Origin of the sequence: Pyxidicoccus fallax, assembly GCF_012933655.1 — a bacterium.
GTDB classification, from domain to species: Bacteria; Myxococcota; Myxococcia; order Myxococcales; family Myxococcaceae; genus Myxococcus; species Myxococcus fallax.
Map to the genome: position 1 here is coordinate 50,237 of NZ_JABBJJ010000004.1, position 15,171 is coordinate 65,407.

12 protein-coding genes are annotated in these 15,171 nt (G+C 70.7%); 7 read left to right on the forward strand and 5 right to left on the reverse strand.

Going from position 1 to position 15,171, the window contains the following annotated elements; genetic code table 11:
* Positions 1 to 4: 4 nt before the first annotated feature.
* Positions 5 to 1,405 carry an MBL fold metallo-hydrolase gene (locus HG543_RS01470; protein ID WP_169342811.1) on the forward strand — a complete coding sequence of 467 codons (1,401 nt, stop codon included), beginning with the start codon at positions 5 to 7 and terminating at the stop codon, positions 1,403 to 1,405.
* Here the strand turns inward: HG543_RS01470 and HG543_RS01475 are convergent.
* Entirely contained in the window at positions 1,402 to 2,301 is a 900-nt protein-coding gene (locus tag HG543_RS01475) for an efflux RND transporter periplasmic adaptor subunit (protein WP_169342812.1), read from the reverse strand. The genes HG543_RS01470 and HG543_RS01475 overlap by 4 nt on opposite strands.
* A gap of 48 nt (positions 2,302 to 2,349) precedes the next feature.
* The gene (locus tag HG543_RS01480) at positions 2,350 to 4,443 is read right to left on the reverse strand and encodes a PAS domain-containing sensor histidine kinase (protein WP_169342813.1); all 2,094 of its coding nucleotides are present in this window, start codon (positions 4,441 to 4,443) and stop codon (positions 2,350 to 2,352) included.
* Between the two features lie 219 nt (positions 4,444 to 4,662).
* Here HG543_RS01480 and HG543_RS01485 point away from each other — a divergent pair, with 219 nt between their 5' ends.
* Positions 4,663 to 4,863, forward strand: a complete 201-nt coding sequence (locus HG543_RS01485) for a hypothetical protein (protein WP_169342814.1) — start codon at positions 4,663 to 4,665, stop codon at positions 4,861 to 4,863.
* A 95-nt stretch (positions 4,864 to 4,958) separates the two neighbouring features.
* On the opposite strand, the gene HG543_RS01490 is transcribed toward HG543_RS01485, so the two are convergent.
* A complete protein-coding gene (locus HG543_RS01490) occupies positions 4,959 to 5,786 on the reverse strand; it encodes a hypothetical protein (protein WP_169342815.1) in 828 nt (275 codons plus the stop codon).
* Positions 5,787 to 6,390: 604 nt separating this feature from the next.
* Here HG543_RS01490 and HG543_RS01495 point away from each other — a divergent pair.
* From HG543_RS01495 to HG543_RS01505, 3 genes are all read left to right on the forward strand, one after another.
* Positions 6,391 to 6,825, forward strand: coding sequence for a YbaN family protein (locus HG543_RS01495; RefSeq protein ID WP_169342816.1), 435 nt, complete (start codon positions 6,391 to 6,393; stop codon positions 6,823 to 6,825).
* Between the two features lie 233 nt (positions 6,826 to 7,058).
* Positions 7,059 to 7,817 carry an SGNH/GDSL hydrolase family protein gene (locus HG543_RS01500; protein ID WP_169342817.1) on the forward strand — a complete coding sequence of 253 codons (759 nt, stop codon included), beginning with the start codon at positions 7,059 to 7,061 and terminating at the stop codon, positions 7,815 to 7,817.
* 20 nt (positions 7,818 to 7,837) lie between these two features.
* A complete protein-coding gene (locus HG543_RS01505; protein ID WP_169342818.1) occupies positions 7,838 to 8,560 on the forward strand; it encodes a hypothetical protein in 723 nt (240 codons plus the stop codon).
* A 48-nt stretch (positions 8,561 to 8,608) separates the two neighbouring features.
* On the opposite strand, the gene HG543_RS01510 is transcribed toward HG543_RS01505, so the two are convergent.
* Positions 8,609 to 10,150 carry a hypothetical protein gene (locus HG543_RS01510; RefSeq protein WP_169342819.1) on the reverse strand — a complete coding sequence of 514 codons (1,542 nt, stop codon included), beginning with the start codon at positions 10,148 to 10,150 and terminating at the stop codon, positions 8,609 to 8,611.
* A 334-nt stretch (positions 10,151 to 10,484) separates the two neighbouring features.
* On the opposite strand from HG543_RS01510, the gene HG543_RS01515 reads away from it, so the two are divergent.
* Entirely contained in the window at positions 10,485 to 12,770 is a 2,286-nt protein-coding gene (locus tag HG543_RS01515) for an alpha-amylase family glycosyl hydrolase (protein WP_169342820.1), read from the forward strand.
* Positions 12,771 to 13,045: 275 nt separating this feature from the next.
* A complete protein-coding gene (locus HG543_RS01520) occupies positions 13,046 to 13,624 on the forward strand; it encodes a hypothetical protein (protein WP_169342821.1) in 579 nt (192 codons plus the stop codon).
* A 113-nt stretch (positions 13,625 to 13,737) separates the two neighbouring features.
* On the opposite strand, the gene HG543_RS01525 is transcribed toward HG543_RS01520, so the two are convergent.
* Positions 13,738 to 15,117, reverse strand: coding sequence for a right-handed parallel beta-helix repeat-containing protein (locus HG543_RS01525; protein WP_169342822.1), 1,380 nt, complete (start codon positions 15,115 to 15,117; stop codon positions 13,738 to 13,740).
* Positions 15,118 to 15,171: the final 54 nt, after the last annotated feature.

The window sequence follows — 15,171 nt, forward strand, 5'->3', positions numbered from 1 at the left end:
CCGCATGCGCTTCGCCCCGGACGTCATCCTGGACCTCACCCCGCTGCCGGAGCGCGCCGGCCGGGTGCCCTTCGGCGCCGTGCTGCACCAGTTGCTGCGCGACGGCTTCGAGCCGGAGGCCTCGCGCCGGGCGCTGGAGGCCTTCAACGCGCGCGCGGGCGAGGCGCTGCTGCGACCCGGGGCGGTGGACGACGGCGGCTTCCTCGTGGACGAGGACGTGCTGTTTCCCGAGGAGGGCCCGTGGTGGTGGGTGCTCCAGCAGGGCGAGGCGCGGTGGACGACGCGGCTGGAGGTGGACGCGGTGCCCGTCGTCGCCGCCTTCCTTCGCGCCGCCGGACAGGCGGGCTCGCTGGAGGAGGCGCGCGCCGCGTGGCCCTTTGGCGACGAGGACTGGCGCGACTCGCTCTTCGACTCCGCGCCGCCGCCTGGCCCATGGCCGGAGCCGTCCGGGCCCGGCCTCTACCGGCGTGAGCACGCCAGCGTGCGGGTCTGCTCGCGGACCACGTCCGTGCTGGTGGACCCCATTGCGTTGCAGCGGCGGCTGCCGCACATCGGCTCGGCGCCGGGCAACCTGGGCCCTGGCGCCCCCGGTGCGCTGGCGGTGACGCACGGGCATGTGGACCACTGGCATGTGCCCTCGCTGCTGGCGCATGGAGGTGTGCCGGTGCTGGTGCCCCGGGTGCCCCGCCGCAACCTGCTGACCATGCAAGACTTCTCGCGCGTGCTGGACGTCTGCGGGGAGCCGGTGCGGGCCCCGGCGTGGGGCGAGACGGTGTGGGTGGGCGACATCCGCGTGGACGTGCTGCCCTTCTACGGCGAGCAGCCGGTGCCGGACGGGCCGCCACTGGCGCGGGGGCTGCGAAGCTGGGGCAACTGCTACCGCTTCACCACCGAGGACTTCTCCTGCGTGCTGCTGGTGGACAGCGGGACGGACCCGGACGGGCGCATGGAGGACGTGGTGGCGCGCTCGTGCCGCGAGCACGGCCCGGTGGACGCGGTGCTGGTGTGCCAGCGCGAGTTCCTGTCGCCCTTCTTCGGCGGGTTGGGCCACTACTGGGCCGCGCTGCCGTGGACCCGGCTGAGGGAGCTGTACGCGGACTCCCAGGCCGGGCGATTGGCCAGCGCCACGGCCGGGCCCGCGGGAGTCGCCCGGCTGTGCGCGGCGGCGGGAGCCCGGTATTTCCTGCCCTACGCCAACGGCTTCGAGGGCGTGGGGCGCTCCATCTCCGACGTGGGCTGGGGCCTGGGCGAGCCGTCCGAGGCCGCCTGTGGCGTGGTGGTGCGCGAGCACCTGGCACGGCTGGGCGCCTCCACCGAGGTGCTGGACTGGGCGCCCGGGGACGTGGCCCGCTTCGAGCGGGGCGCTCTCCGGCTGCACCGCTACGCGTCGATACGCGGAGGCTAGCGGCCCTGCACGCGCGCTTCGGGGTGGAGGAACACCTCCGCCAGCAGGCCCGTGGACAGCCGGCCCTTGAGCCGCGCCGGCACCTGGAGCAGCGCCTCGGCCTTCTGGTGACGCGAGGCCGGGTCCACCTCCGGCGACAGGCGGTCCACCGTGCCCGTCAGCTCCTCGCCCACCGCCGACAGCCGCACCCGCACCGTGGCGCCCACGCGCAGGGCTGGCGCCAGCCCCTCCGGCACGGCGAAGCGAAGCCGCAGCTCCTCGCTCACCAGCCGCACCACCGGGGTGGCGCGGCTCACCCGCATGCCTGGGGTGAGGTACTGCTCCGTCACGGTGCCGGTGAAGGGGGCGCGGATGCGCGCCTGGGCCAGGTCCCGCTCGGCCTGGGCCATCCGGGCCAGCGCCTCGGACTGCCGGGCCTGGGCCAGCGCCACGTCCGCGTCCGCCACCGCCACCTCGCCGCGCGCGGCTTCTTCCGCCTCGGCGGCGGAGAAGGCGCGGATGCGCTCCTCGCGCTCCAGCCGCTGCTTCGCCTGGACGAGCACCAGGGCCGCGCGTCGCGTGGTGGCCTCGGCGGCGCGGACGTTGGCCTTGCGCGCCTCCAGCTCCAGCCGCAGCGGCTCCACGTCCAGCGAGGCCAGCACCTCCCCGGCCTGCACGCGCTTGCCCAGGTGCGCGGGCACCTCCGCCAGCCGGCCCTCCACCTCGGAGACGACGTCCAGCGTCTGGCTGGCCACCACCACGCCCAGCAGCGGCTGGGAGGCCTTCAGGGCCTGCTCGGGAAGGGCGGGGGCCTCGGGCGTGGACGCCCCGGCGCTGCCCGCGCACGCCAGCAGCCAGCCCGCGGTGAGCCACCGTGGCCACTGTCCTCCTCGCCTTGCCCGGGGCCCGGAACGCATCGCTCGGCCGCAATGTAGCCCATCCCGCCGCCGGCTCCACCGAGGACGTCACCGGAGGCGGCCGTAGCACGCTCCCTCGGACCCGGGTAGCGGGTGCGCCGGGGCCCATGGGCCTTCCTTCCTCTCAGGGGACACCGGGGGCGGTGTCAGCGGGAGCTTCACGGTGAAGGTGGAGCCCTGGTTCGGCGCGCTCTCCACGCAGATGGTGCCGCCCAGCGCCTCCACAATCTGCCGGGTGATGTAGAGCCCCAGCCCCAGGCCTCCGTAGTGCCGCTCACTCACCGCGCGCTCGAACTTCTCGAAGATGCGCGACAGCGCCTCCGGGGCAATGCCGATGCCTTCGTCGCGGACGGCGATGCAGGCCAGGTGGCCCTCGCGCCAGACGCGCGCCCGGACGGGGCGGCCCCCGCCGTACTTCTGCGCGTTGGACAAGAGGTTCGTCATCACCTGCTCCAGCCGCTGGCGGTCCCACACACCCACCAGGGGCTCGGGGACGTCCACCATCAGCCGGCCGCCGAGGCGGAGCACCTCGGGCTCGAAGCGGGCCGCCGCGTCGCGCACCAGCGCGCTGAGGTCCACGACCTCCAGCGTCATCGAGAAACGCCCGGCGTTGATGCGGGAGACGTCGAGCAGCTCGTCCATCAACGACGACAGGCGCTGCACCTGCTGCCGCATCATGTCCAAATCACTCGACAGCCGGGGGAAGCGCTCGCGGGGGAGCGACTCCGCGGTGCGCGCCAGCAGCTGGAGCTTGAGGGACAGCGGCGTCAGCGGCGTCTTCAGCTCGTGGCTGGCCACCTGGAGGAACTCCTCGCGCACGCGCACGGCCTGCTGCGCCTCGTGGTACAGCCGGCCGTTGTCCACGGCGAGGGCGGCGCGGCGGGCGAGGTCCTCGGCCGTCTCCAGGTCCGCCTGGGTGAAGCGCCTGCCGGGGGCAATCGCGAGGAAGGTGATGACTCCCAGCGTGCGGCCCCGCGCCACCATCGGCACGGACATCACCGACTGGAAGCCGATGGCACGCATGTGCGCCAGGTGCTCCGGGCTGTAGGCCGCCCTCTGCTTGTACGCGTCGTCCGCGTCCTCGACGAGCAGGGCCCGTGCCTCGAGCAGGACCCGGCTGGGCAGGTGCGACGGGTGGCCCGAAACCTGGGGCGGGAAGCGCACCGTCTCCCGGGCCAGCGGCTCCAGCGCGGGGTCCGCCCAGGAGACCTTCACCCGCTTGATTCCCCCGCCCTCCTGGAGGAGGTCCACCATGCACCAGTCGCCGAGCACGGGCACGGCGAGCTGGGTGGCGCGCGCGAGCGTGTCCTCGTAGTCGAGTGACTCGGAGAGGATGCGGCTCGCCTCGGACACGAAGGCCAGGCGCTCCTCTCCGCGCTTGCGCTCGTGGATGTCGATGACGGAGCCGATGTAGCCGAGGAACTCGCCGGACTCGCCCACCCGGGGGCTGGCGTAGGCCAGGGTCCAGCGGTACTGGCCGTCGCGCGTGCGAAGCCGGTACTCCACGGGGTACGGCACCCAACGCGCGATGGACGCCTGGAGGACGCCGCCCACCTTCGCGCGGTCCTCTGGGTGGATGGCGTCCAGCCACCCCAACCCAAGAGCCTCCGCCTCCGTCTGGCCGGTGAAGTCGTACCACCGGCGGTTGTGCCAGACGCAGGACACCCTGGCATCGGTCATCCACAGCATGACGGGGGCGCTGTCCGCCAGCTTGCGGAAGAGCGTCTCGCTCTCGCGCAGCCGCTCCTCCCGGTCCTTCAGTTCCTGCGCGGCGCGGCGCCGCTCCGTCACATCCTTGATGAAGAGGATGAGCCCCGTGGCACACGGAGACGCGCGCGACTCGAACCAGGCATTGGAGATGGGGACGAAACCCTCGTGCACGACTTCGACACCGTCGCGCATGGCGCGCAGGTAGGCGGCGCCAAAGGAGCTCGTCCGCAGAGTCGGGAACTCCGCCCACAGCTCGTGGCCCAGCAACTCCTGGCGGGAGCGGCCGAGCACTCGCTCCATCCACGCGTTGACGAAGGACAGGCGCCACTGGCGGTCCACCGCGACGACGCCATGGCCCACGGCATCCAGCATGGCCGCGAACGCGGCGGACGTCGGCTCCAGCGAGGTGTCCAACCCGCTTATCTCCATCATGTGCTGCCCCTCCGGCGACTCCTCGCTTCACGACCTGGCCGGCGGAGTTGCTCTGGCTCCCTCCGGAAGCGACAGGTGCTCTGCCTGCCCGTGAGGCGCACTGGCGTCACCTGCACGCGGCGCGGGCACGCTCTCCTCCAGGCTTGAACAGGGCCGCGCGCTGCGGGTCATCCGCGCGGCTCCAGCCATCCCGGTGCGGGGTCGGAGGGCCGCTTCCCCTTGCGTTCCCGCATGCACGGGATGTCCGGTTGCCGGAACCTCAACCCCTCGAGCATGCGCTCCTGCCGGGCCCGCACCGTGGAGGGCACGTCGTGGGACAGGGGCTTCGTTCCCATGGCCAGGCGGCTCGTGGAGAAAGAGAAGTCGCTGCTGGCGCTCGATCTCAGCTACGCCCAGGGCAAGCGCTGGGGGGCGAGCTGAGCCGCGACGCGAAGCACCACTGACAGGCTCCAAGCCACCGAGGGCAGGACAGCTCCCCGGCCGCGGTTCCCCCCTTCCTCTTTGGGGGACACCCCCTAGGGCACGTAGACGGTGTTGATGCCCGGAGCCGCCGGGTCATAGAGCACGACGATGACGTCGCGGCTGGGGAGGAAGTCGAACTCGGACGCGCTGTCCAGGGAGAGACGGCCCTCATACCGCTCGCCGCGCGCGATGAAGCTCCAGCGCAGCTCCGTGGGCGGCGGCGCCTTCTTGTTCACCGGCTTTCCGTCGCCGAAGTACGTGACCCGCGCGAGAATCGGGATGCCCACGCGGGCCGCGCGCGACTCACGGTGGTTGGTCCGCACGACGAGCAACAGACCCACGGCGCCCACGAGAGGGAACAACAGCGCGATCCCTCCCCAGCGCCCCATGGGGATGAGGGTGGTACCGCGGATACGGGCCAGGCCTCCGCGCCGCTCGAGGACCACGCGCTGGCCCGGCTGAAAGCTGCCGCCCGGCTCGCAACTACGCCCCACCAGCGTGCCGTCCTCCGAGTGGAAGCGCGCGCAGTACACGGGCGAAAGGGACCTGCGCCTGCGCATCCCCACCTCGACCGAGTCGACGACGCCGGGGACTTCGACGGAGTGGTGGTCCAGCAGCAGGTCCCCCACGGCACGATGGGACTGGAAGAAGGCACAGAAGAGCCCAATGCCCAGCAGGAAGAAGAGGCTGGTGTAGAGCGCGTAGCGCTGGGGGCCCGCGAAGGCGAGCACCAGGCGCCGGGCCTCCTTCGAGGGCACGCGAGGCGCTCTCGGGACGCTCGCGAGCAGGGCCCGCGCCCGCTCGAGGTCGTCCGGCAGCACATCGGCGAAGGTGGCGCGGTTGGTCTCGGGAGGCGGGTCGGACAGCGGGAGCGAAGACATGGGCGGCCATTAAACCAGATCCTGGCCGCCCTGCTCCCTTCACGGGCGATGGGGTGGGTGAAGCCAGGGGTCAGGCCCCATCAGGGGCACAACCATCTTCCCGACCTGCAGCCGCAGGTGGCGGTCCTGCAAGTGCTGCCGTCGAACCAGGAGCACGTCGTCGAGGTCTCGACCTTCCCACAGTACGTCCAGTTCAAGGCGTCGCAGTCCGGCGCGATACAGGTGCAGCTCCCATCGGAGCACACCGCGGCCTCGGCGGTGCCCACGGGCTCATCGCCCGGCCCAGGGCTCGAGGTGGGGGCCTCACCACAGGCCACCAGCAGCGGTCCGGAGAGAACAGCCAGAAGGGTGCAAATCCTGACGCCAAATGAGCTCACGGTCTTCTCCACGCAACGGGTTTGCGCCGGAGTCCGCTGAATGGCACACCGCGGACCCCCGCCGGGTCAGTCTGTCACTCGGGGGAGTCCTCGCATAGGCCCCTGCCGGCGAAGGTTCTGGAAGGATGGCAAAGCGAGAGGCCGTGGACCCGGCGGTGATTGCGCGACTGGATGGGGTCGGGGGCGTGCTCTGATGCGGAGCACCCCTCGGGAGGAGGGAGACCTGCATGAGCGCTGTGCCGCCCCCACCATCGAAGGAGCCGCGTCTCCCTGGCCCGGAAGGGGAGGGGCCACCGCGCTTCCGGCTCGCCTTCCTCGCGCTCGGCTGCGTCTGCGTGGGGCTCGGAGCGCTCGGCACGTTCCTGCCGTTGCTGCCGACGACGCCCTTCCTGCTCATCGCGCTGTGGGCCTTCTCGCGCAGCTCGCGCCGCTTCCATCACTGGCTGTTCACCCACCCGCGCTTCGGGCCCCGGCTCCAGGAATGGCAGCGGCACGGCACCGTCCCGGTCAAGGTCAAGGTGAGCGCGCTGTCCGCCATGGCGGTGAGCTTCGCGCTCCTGACGTTTGTCGCGCGCGTGGAGTGGCCCGTCCTCGTCTTCGCCGGTGGGGTGATGCTCACCGGCGCGGCGTACATCCTGTCGCGCCCCAGTCGTCCACCCTGAGCTGTGGTAACAAAATTGCAACAGAACATCGGGCGAACAGGGCTGGGTTGAGGGGTGTCGACTTCTCCGGTCTCGCTGGCTTTTCCGCTTTGACATCGGAATCAACTTCGCGCTCAATGGGACGTCATCCGGAATGTCCGGATGACGGAGTAACCACCCCGAGAGGCCACTCCTCCTCGAGATGCCTCTCCAGTGCACGCCGGCGTGACGGACCTGCCGGCGGGAGGGACTACATGAAGAAGCTTCAAGTCTCTGGTCGTGCGCGTCTGCTCCTGTTGTCACTCGCCGTTTCGGCCCCCGCTGTCCTCGCTGGCTGTGGCCTCGGGCAGCTCATGAGCGCTCCGTGGATTCCCGATGCGGACAACGACAACGTCGTGTTCCTGGGCGACTCGATTTTCGCGCTCTCGGGGGACATCCAGAAGGCAATCCACATCGAGGCGGGCGGGACGTTCCGCAACTACACGACCTCCGGCGCGGAGCTGGAGGGCGGGGTCATCACCCCCTCCATCCGTGGGCAGTTCGAGCTCGCCGAGAGCGCCAATCCGAACAGCCGCATCGTGGTGATGGACGGCGGAGGAAACGACATCCTCATCCCCACCATCGCGCTCGCCGACCCCTACGACTGCAAGACGCAGTGGTACGAGTTCGGCCGCCTCTCGCAGAGCTGCCGGGACTACATCGATGACATCTACGTCGACGGGGCGGACCTGCTGAACGACATGGCGGCCAGCGGCGTCACCGACATCGTCTACCTCGGCTACTACTACACGAAGGCTGGGCTCCTCGGCGCCGACGACCTCGACGAGGCCGTCGACTACGGAGACCAGATTCTGGCCACGGCGTGCTCGAACTCCGTCGTCGACTGCTCGTTCGTCGATCCGCGGCCGGTGGTGACCAACGCCGACGTCAAGTCCGACGGCGTCCACCCGACGACCTCGGGCTCGAACAAGATCGCCGGGCTCATCTGGGCCGAGCTGGAGCCGCGACTCTGATGCTCGGTCGGCGCGGGAGAATGTGGGTCCTCCTCGCGTCCGGCGCCCTGCTCGTGGCTGGCGCGATTCCCCTCTTTCGAGGCGGGGTCGCGCCAGTCGCGGCGGTGGGGGCGTCTCAGCCCGCTTCGGCGGCTCCCGGAGAAGCGCCACGGCGGTCCCGCGGTGAAGCTCCCGGACGGACGGAGAAGGACCAGGCCGGAGAGCTGGTCGCGCACCTGGCGCGGACGGCGGCCGCCCTCGAGCACGAGGAGGAGACGAAACGGCGAGAGCTCCTCGACGTGGACCCGACGCTCCCGCTGGAGGCGCAGCAGAGCGCGTTTCTCGACCGGCTGTCCGCGGCCGGCGGCGTGGACCCAAGAGCGCCGGACGCCCATCTGGTGCGGTCGCAGGCGACCGAGCTGTTCCTCCGGCTCGAACCGGTGCAGGCGCGCCTCGCCGCGATGCCGGTCGATGAGCGACGGGCCGCCCTCGCCGGCATCCGGCGGCGCATGGGCTACTCCGAGGAGATGATTGCCCGCAAGGCGGCGGAGGATGTGTACCGGGACGCGCGTTGGGAGAACGGGCATGCGTACATGAAGGCGCGAGCGGAGCTGTTCTCGCGGCTCGAGCAGGGTGAAGCCCTCGAGGCCGAGCTCCGTTCCTTGCGTGAGCGGTACTTCGGACACGAGGCTCCGACCATCGCGCGCGAGGAGGACGCGGGGTTCTTCCGCTTCCAACGGCGTCGCGTCCTCGGCCGGAACTGAGAACCGCCGGACCCCCATCCCCGCGCGAGTTCGCCGCGCCGGGTGACCTCAGGGCGTGGTGAAGATGGCGCTGAGCGCGTCGGCATGGGCATTGGGCAGGAGATGCCGGGTGGCGCCCATGCGACTCAGGTCGAGGAAGGGAGCATCAATGGCTGTCACGCGCAGGTAGTGGATGGCGCCCGGCGACAGGAGTCCGGGTGGCAGCCGAACCTGGGTGAGCGAGCCAGGGACGTAGACGTACCCCTTGATGACCAGTGAGCTGAACCTGGGCCCGAAGACCGTCACCCGATAGGCCGAGGGCGTACCCAGGGCCGGTGCCTGCCAGGCGATGACGGGGGTGAGCGAGCCCACCTCCCGCGACGTGCTGGCATCCATCCCGTCGAGGGTCAGCGACCTGGGAGGAGACACGCGCGGACGCACGGGCCCGGCGACGAGGTCCTCCAGCCGCGCCTGCGTGAACAGGTTGCCCAGGACTCCATACGAGGCGCCATCCGGCGCGTCCAACCAGACCCGGAACGAAGACTGGGCGTAGCCCACCATTCCCCAGGAAGAAGGGTAGGGGGTGCCGTAGGACAGCGAGCGCGAGAAGTCGGACGAGGTGCCCGGAGGCAAGGACAGGTGGAGTACCTGCTCCACGTTGCCCACCCAGCCATGGCTCAAGCCATATGCGGAGGGCATGACGTAGAAGTCGGGCGTGGCGGGCGTGGCCGTGGGGTGGACCTCCGAGGCATGGGCGGCGTACTCGGACAGGCGCCAGTCGAGGGTGAACGGTGTCTGGGGCACCGGCTGAAGCGCGCCGGTGACGCTCAGGGGCGTGATGCCGTCCGCCGTGTAGTCGAAGGGGGCCGTCTCCACGCTGCGCACCACGGTGCTGTACCCCAGCGCTCCGCCGTCCGGCAGGGTGCCCGCGTCGAGCTGGCTGAGCTGGTTCACGTACAGCCGGTCCCCCTTGGCCGCCTCGCAGATGGGCGTCGGGCCGGTCATGTTCCACATCTCGGCCGCGCTCGTGACGAGGCTCGTCTGCCCGGTGGGGACCTCCTCGTCGAGGAACAGCATGGCACCGAGGTTCACCTGCCCGGAGGCGAGCTGCAGGCTGGAGCCGGGCTCCGTGCTCCGCCGGTACGGCATCCACGGGGCGAGGTTCGTCACATGGATGTTCACGGGCGAGGTGCTCACGGGCGAGTAGACGGCGTCCGCCCGGCCGAGGTCGTGCGAATCGAGCTCCACCTCCCGCGCGTCCGTGACGGTGTAGGTGGAGCCGGTCTTCAGGTAGTACAGGCCCGGGGGCACGCCCGTGAACTGCCAGCCGCCATCCGTGGCCGCACCGGTGAGCTGGGTGAACGTCGAGCCGTTGGGGACGAGGAGCGCGAGATTCCTGCTCGACAGGTCGTTCGGCACCTCCGTGATGCCCCCCGCGGTGTGGAAGTGCGAGGTGCTCGTCACGAGCACCGTGCCGCCGTCGGTGGTCAGGCCCGCGCTGTGCGGCGAGCCCGTTCCGGGAGCCCACGACGCCTCCGGCTCTCCTCCAGCGCACCCCAGCCACGTCGTACACACAGCTGCCAGCAGCCAATTGTAGCAACGAGATTGCATGTGAGCCCCATGGGCAGGTGCCACGCTGAAACCAAAGAGTCAGTGTAGCCGAGGCTCTTCTCCTTTTCGAAGTGAGCGGTGGGCCGACGAGGCCTGCTGGCAGATGCGGGCTGGCGTGCCCGACATGCTCCCCGACAGCCTGCATCCGGAGGGGCTCCTGCCGCTCCCGAGTGAGGCCCGCTACCCCGCCCGCCCAGCGGCGGGGTGGACGTGTGAGGTGTGGCGGAAGGGGGAAATGTTCCGGTGCGGGTCCGTGGTTCGGCGGCTGCCGCAAGCCGGGAGCACGCACGTGCCCCGCGAAACACCCCTCCTTCCCAAGACAAAACGACGCTTCATGGAGCCCACGAAACACGCCCAGAACCTCGTCCTCCGCGACACCTCCGACGACACCTCGACCGGGCAGCAGGCGCCCGAGCAGGCGTCGAACGTCCTGTCCGCCTCCGTCCCGCGGCAGGGACCGGCCGGCGAGCCCGCGCGCCACGGCGGCCCGGACAGCGGTGTGGCTCACGCGCTCTTCGACGTGGAGGATGCCGAGCTGCGCATCCCCGGCAGCGGCCTGCCGGTGGGCTCGGTGGAGGCGCACTGGCTGCTGGATGAGGGCAGTGACGGCGTGGGGCGAGACTGGCGGCGCGAGGCGCGCCGGCTCTTCGCGGCACTCGATGGCGCGAGGAACGAGTGGTCGGACCTGGCGGCCCTCACCACCCAGGCGGACGCCCTGCGCCTGCTGTCGTGCGCGCGCGTCATCAACGCCTTCCGCACCGAGGAGCTCGTGGTGCGCTTCTACGAGCAGGTGCGCGCGGCGCGCGCGGCCCAGAGCGAGCGGGTGCGTGCCTTCTTCGACGCGCTCCCCGCCGACTGGTACACCGACTCCCCGCTCTACTACACCTACCCGCACTCCCTCGGCGTGCCCGAGGGGCAGGCGCGCGGCACCCTGTTCGACCTGGCGCGCCAGCTGCCCGCCCTGCGCGAGCTCGGCTACAAGAACATCCAGGTGCTCCCGCACTGGAGCCACGGCGGTGGGGACGGCGGCTACGACGTGTCTGACTTCACGGTGGACCCCGCCCTCGGCGGCGAAGCGGGCTTCCGCGCGCTGATGGACGAGGCGATGCGCCTGGGCATGCGCGTCATCACCGACTTCATCCCCAACCACGTCTCCGTGCGCCACCCCTGGTTCCAGGCGCTGCTCGCTGGCGACGAGAAGAAGCTCTCCTGGTTCCTGCCCATGGACGCGGTGGAGTGCGTGGGCAGCGAGACGGACCGCAAGGGCAAGCTGCGCGTGCTGCTGCGGAGCGCCTCGGGCACCGTGTCTCGCCCCTGGGCCATCTTCCCCCACGCCTCCCAGCGCAACCTCATCGACATCGAGGTGAACGGGAAGAAGCACCACCTCTTCCACTCCTTCTATCCCTTCCAGGTGGACCTCAACCTGCGCAACCCCGAGGTGCTCGGCGAGCTCTTCGCGGTGCTCGGCTGGGAGCTGTCGCTCGGCGTGGTGGGCAAGCGCACGGACGCGGCCCCGCACTGGTTCAAGGAGGAGGGGACGGACTTCGAGAACCTCGCGGGCACCCACGCGCTGCAGGAGCTCTTCAAGGCCTTCGTGCGCCACGTGGTGGTGGGCAAGGGCATCACCGTGCCGGAAGTGGGCGAGGGGCTGCAGGAGGCCTCCGGCTATTTCGGCCGCAAGGTCTCCCTGCTCGGCGAGCCCTGCCACACCGAGGGCGACGCCATGTTCGGCTTCGAGTGGAACTCCACCCTGTGGGCGCTGCTGATTGACGGGGACGCGGAGCTCTTCTGGCGCTTCGCCGCGCACATGGACGCGTACGGGGCGGACACCTTCTGGTTCAACATGGGGCGCCACCACGACGAGCTGCGCACGGACCTGATGCCCGAGGGCGTGCGCGAGCGGGTGACCGCGGTGCTGCTGTCGCGCGGGGCGGAGCTGTTCGCCGGCCGCGGGGTGGGCGGGCGCATGGCGGAATTCCTCGAGCGAGACCCCGAGCAGATTGCCAAGGCCTTCTTCCTCAACGCGCTGCCGCCGCGCGGCGCGCCCGTCACGTACTACGGGGACGAGGTGGGGGCGGTGAACCAGCCGCGGTACATGGCCGAGGAGCAGGCCCGCCGCCTGCCCATCCTCACCGCGCTGGGCTTCCCCACGGGCGACGGCTCCGCGGCGCTGGACCGGCGCGACATCGGGCGTGGCAGCGTGTCCATGGGCCAATTGGCCGCCGCTCGCGCCGAGGGCTACCTGCCGCTGCGCACCACGCGCGCGCTGAACCGGCTGTGGGAGCGGCGCGCCAGCTTGCGCCGCGGGGACGTGGCGCGGGTGGGCGACACGGGCGCGGACGTGCTCTCCACCCTGAAGGTGGACCGGCAGGGCGAGGACGCCCCGCTGTGGGCGCTGTGCAACCTCACCGGCGCGCCGCGGCAGGTGACGCTGCGGGTGGCCGAGCTGCGCGGGGCGCTGAAGGCCGGGCGCCTGGGCCAGCCCTTCGGCCTGCGCGACGTGCTGGCGGTGGAGCGCGACGGGCGGGAGCCCTCCCTCCTGGTGGTGGAAGGGGACACGCTCACCCTCACGCTCGCCCCGCACGCGCACCTGCTGCTCGAGGCCGTTTCTCTCAGCTGACGTGCGCCCCGCCGAGGGCGCGGCCGCGAACCGGCCCTGGCCGCGCCCTCCCAGGAGGTGCGCGGCAGGGGCGTGGCTCCTCCCGGTAACGACCAGGATTTGCCGGGGTCCCGTATCTCTCTTTGGCTATGTCAGCCAATGCTCATTCCAGGAGAGAGAGAATGTTTGGAGCCGTGCGGATTTCCAAGCTCGTGACATCCCTTGCGTCTGTCATCGTCGCACTGGCCTCGGCCCCGGCTTTCGCCGGGACTGTATTCATCGACACGACGGCTGCCATGCGGAGCGCGGGAGGCTATCCCATCACGAACCGTGGCGACGTGAACTGGGCCTATGCGAACCGGAGCGCGGAGGCCGTGTGTGCCCAGTATGGCTATGCGCGAGGCCTGTACACCGGAGAGCAGTCGGGTGAGCTGATGGGCCTCCACTGCTTCACCCACGACATGGTGACCTGGCAGGACATCCCCGGCAGCGAGGCGCGGGCGTGGGCCCTGTGGCAGGGCAGCTCCACCTCGCTCGATTCGCAGGCGGCATTCAATGCGGGGGCCATCGCGGACAATGAGTGCAACTCCTTCTACAACACGGGGTTCTTCACGGGCCACCAGAACACGTCGGCGGACCTCATCGGACTCGTCTGCGTCCAGAGCCCCCACGTGGCGCCTCGCGGGGTCAACACCGATGACTCCCGGTTCCCGTTCCTCAATGGCATGAACCCGCCGTATGCCTCGTGGTGGCAGCTGCGCGGGGCCGCCAACCGGGTCTGCCAGCATTTCGGCTACTCCACGGGCACGATGGACACCTACGCCAACACCGGTGTCCCGTTCGTGCTGAACCTCGCGCTCAAGTGCATCTACTGAGCAGGGAAGACGTCCTCGACGTCCTCATCGAGGACTGTGTCTGAAGTGGAGGAGGGGGCCCGCGGCGTCGGCGGGCCCCTCTTCAGGGCACCGCCACGCCATGGCACCGTGTATCACTGCGTGGCGGAGTCGCAGTCGCCCGTGAGGTTGGCGGCGGGCTGGCCGTTGAGCGTGTTGCCGATGAAGACGTTGTCGGCCGTCACCACCAGCTCCACGCCGCCCGCGCCCCGGTTGCAGACGATGGTGCCCCCGGCACCGGACCGGTTGTTCACGAAGCGGTTGCGCCGCATCGTGACGGTGCGCGTGTTCACGTCCTCCAGGTAGATGGCTCCGCCGGGGCCGAGGACTGCTTCGTTGCCCTCGAAGAGGTTGTCCTCCAAGAGGTCGTTCTCCGGCTGGAAGTAGAGAATCGCGCCGCCACCGCCCAGGTCCACGATGCCCTGCGGGTTGGGGTAGGTGAGCAGCGGCCGGGGCTCGAGCGCCGTCGTGAGGTAGCCACGGTAGGCCTTGAGGGTGTTGTCGCGGAAGGTGTTGCCACGCACCACCGAGTTGCGGCCGTGGGTGATGCACAGCGCCCCGCCTCCGGCCATGGAGTAGGTATTGGGCTGGGCGAAGCGGTCGATGTCGACGAGGCGGTTGTTCTCGAAGACGGTGTTCTCGATGCGCGAGCCGTCCGTGAACATCAGGTCCAGTGCGGCGCAGTGGGCGGACGACTCATTGTCCCGGAACACCGAGTTCGTAATCGTCACCGGGCCCGGGTAGTAGGCCCACATCGCGCCGCGCGTCCAATCGCGCTCCCCGTTGTATTGGTTCTTGCGCACCTTCTCGAAGACCATGTGCTCGAAGACGGGGTGGCCGGCGCCCACGGAGTTCTCGCCGTAGAAATTCACGCCCCACCAGCCATACGGGTTGGTGGACGTGAGCAGCACCGGCTGCTGTGCGGTGCCCTGAATGTGGATGGCGCCGTACGCACGCAGCTCCACCCGGCCCCGCTGATGGTTCATCACGCTGTGGGGAGAGGACGCGTCCACGTCCGCCTCCGTCACCTCGGGGCGCCCACGGAAGTCGAGGATGACGCCCGGCTCCACCGTGAGGCGCTGGCCCCGTGGAATGGTGACGACGCCGTTCGCATCCCCCACCACACGGTAGGGCGAGCCCGCCAGCGTGAGCCGGCCTGACAGCGTGCTGGTGACGATGGTGCCTCCGTCCGCCGGCACGGGGATGACAGGCCCCGCGTCCGCGCCGCCGTCCGCGCCCGCGTCGGCACCGGCGTCCGTGCCCGCGTCGGCGCCGGCATTCGTGCCAGCGTCCTCCGTGCCCGCGTCCTCCGTGCCCGCGTCCTCCGTGCCCGCGTCGGGCGTGAGGCCGGCGTCCTCGACTCCGTCCGGAGTGCCCGAGTCCTCGGGGCTGACGCCATCGGGCCTGGCGCCCGGGCTGGAGGAACAGGCCGTGACGAGCACGCCCAGGGCCACTGCGAGCAGGGAGGTGCGCATGGCCCACCGCGTTAACACGACGCCTCGGGAGTCGGCTAGCTTCATGGATGGAGC

What these genes read in the sequence shown, in the direction of transcription:
- HG543_RS01470 (WP_169342811.1), top strand. Translation starts at nt 5, where the DNA reads ATGCGCTTCGCCCCGGACGTCATCCTGGACCTCACCCCGCTGCCGGAG.
- HG543_RS01475 (WP_169342812.1), bottom strand. Translation starts at nt 2,301, where the DNA reads ATGCGTTCCGGGCCCCGGGCAAGGCGAGGAGGACAGTGGCCACGGTGG.
- HG543_RS01480 (WP_169342813.1), bottom strand. Translation starts at nt 4,443, where the DNA reads ATGATGGAGATAAGCGGGTTGGACACCTCGCTGGAGCCGACGTCCGCC.
- HG543_RS01490 (WP_169342815.1), bottom strand. Translation starts at nt 5,786, where the DNA reads ATGTCTTCGCTCCCGCTGTCCGACCCGCCTCCCGAGACCAACCGCGCC.
- HG543_RS01495 (WP_169342816.1), top strand. Translation starts at nt 6,391, where the DNA reads ATGAGCGCTGTGCCGCCCCCACCATCGAAGGAGCCGCGTCTCCCTGGC.
- HG543_RS01500 (WP_169342817.1), top strand. Translation starts at nt 7,059, where the DNA reads ATGAAGAAGCTTCAAGTCTCTGGTCGTGCGCGTCTGCTCCTGTTGTCA.
- HG543_RS01505 (WP_169342818.1), top strand. Translation starts at nt 7,838, where the DNA reads ATGTGGGTCCTCCTCGCGTCCGGCGCCCTGCTCGTGGCTGGCGCGATT.
- HG543_RS01510 (WP_169342819.1), bottom strand. Translation starts at nt 10,150, where the DNA reads ATGCAATCTCGTTGCTACAATTGGCTGCTGGCAGCTGTGTGTACGACG.
- HG543_RS01515 (WP_169342820.1), top strand. Translation starts at nt 10,485, where the DNA reads ATGGAGCCCACGAAACACGCCCAGAACCTCGTCCTCCGCGACACCTCC.
- HG543_RS01520 (WP_169342821.1), top strand. Translation starts at nt 13,046, where the DNA reads ATGCGGAGCGCGGGAGGCTATCCCATCACGAACCGTGGCGACGTGAAC.
- HG543_RS01525 (WP_169342822.1), bottom strand. Translation starts at nt 15,117, where the DNA reads ATGCGCACCTCCCTGCTCGCAGTGGCCCTGGGCGTGCTCGTCACGGCC.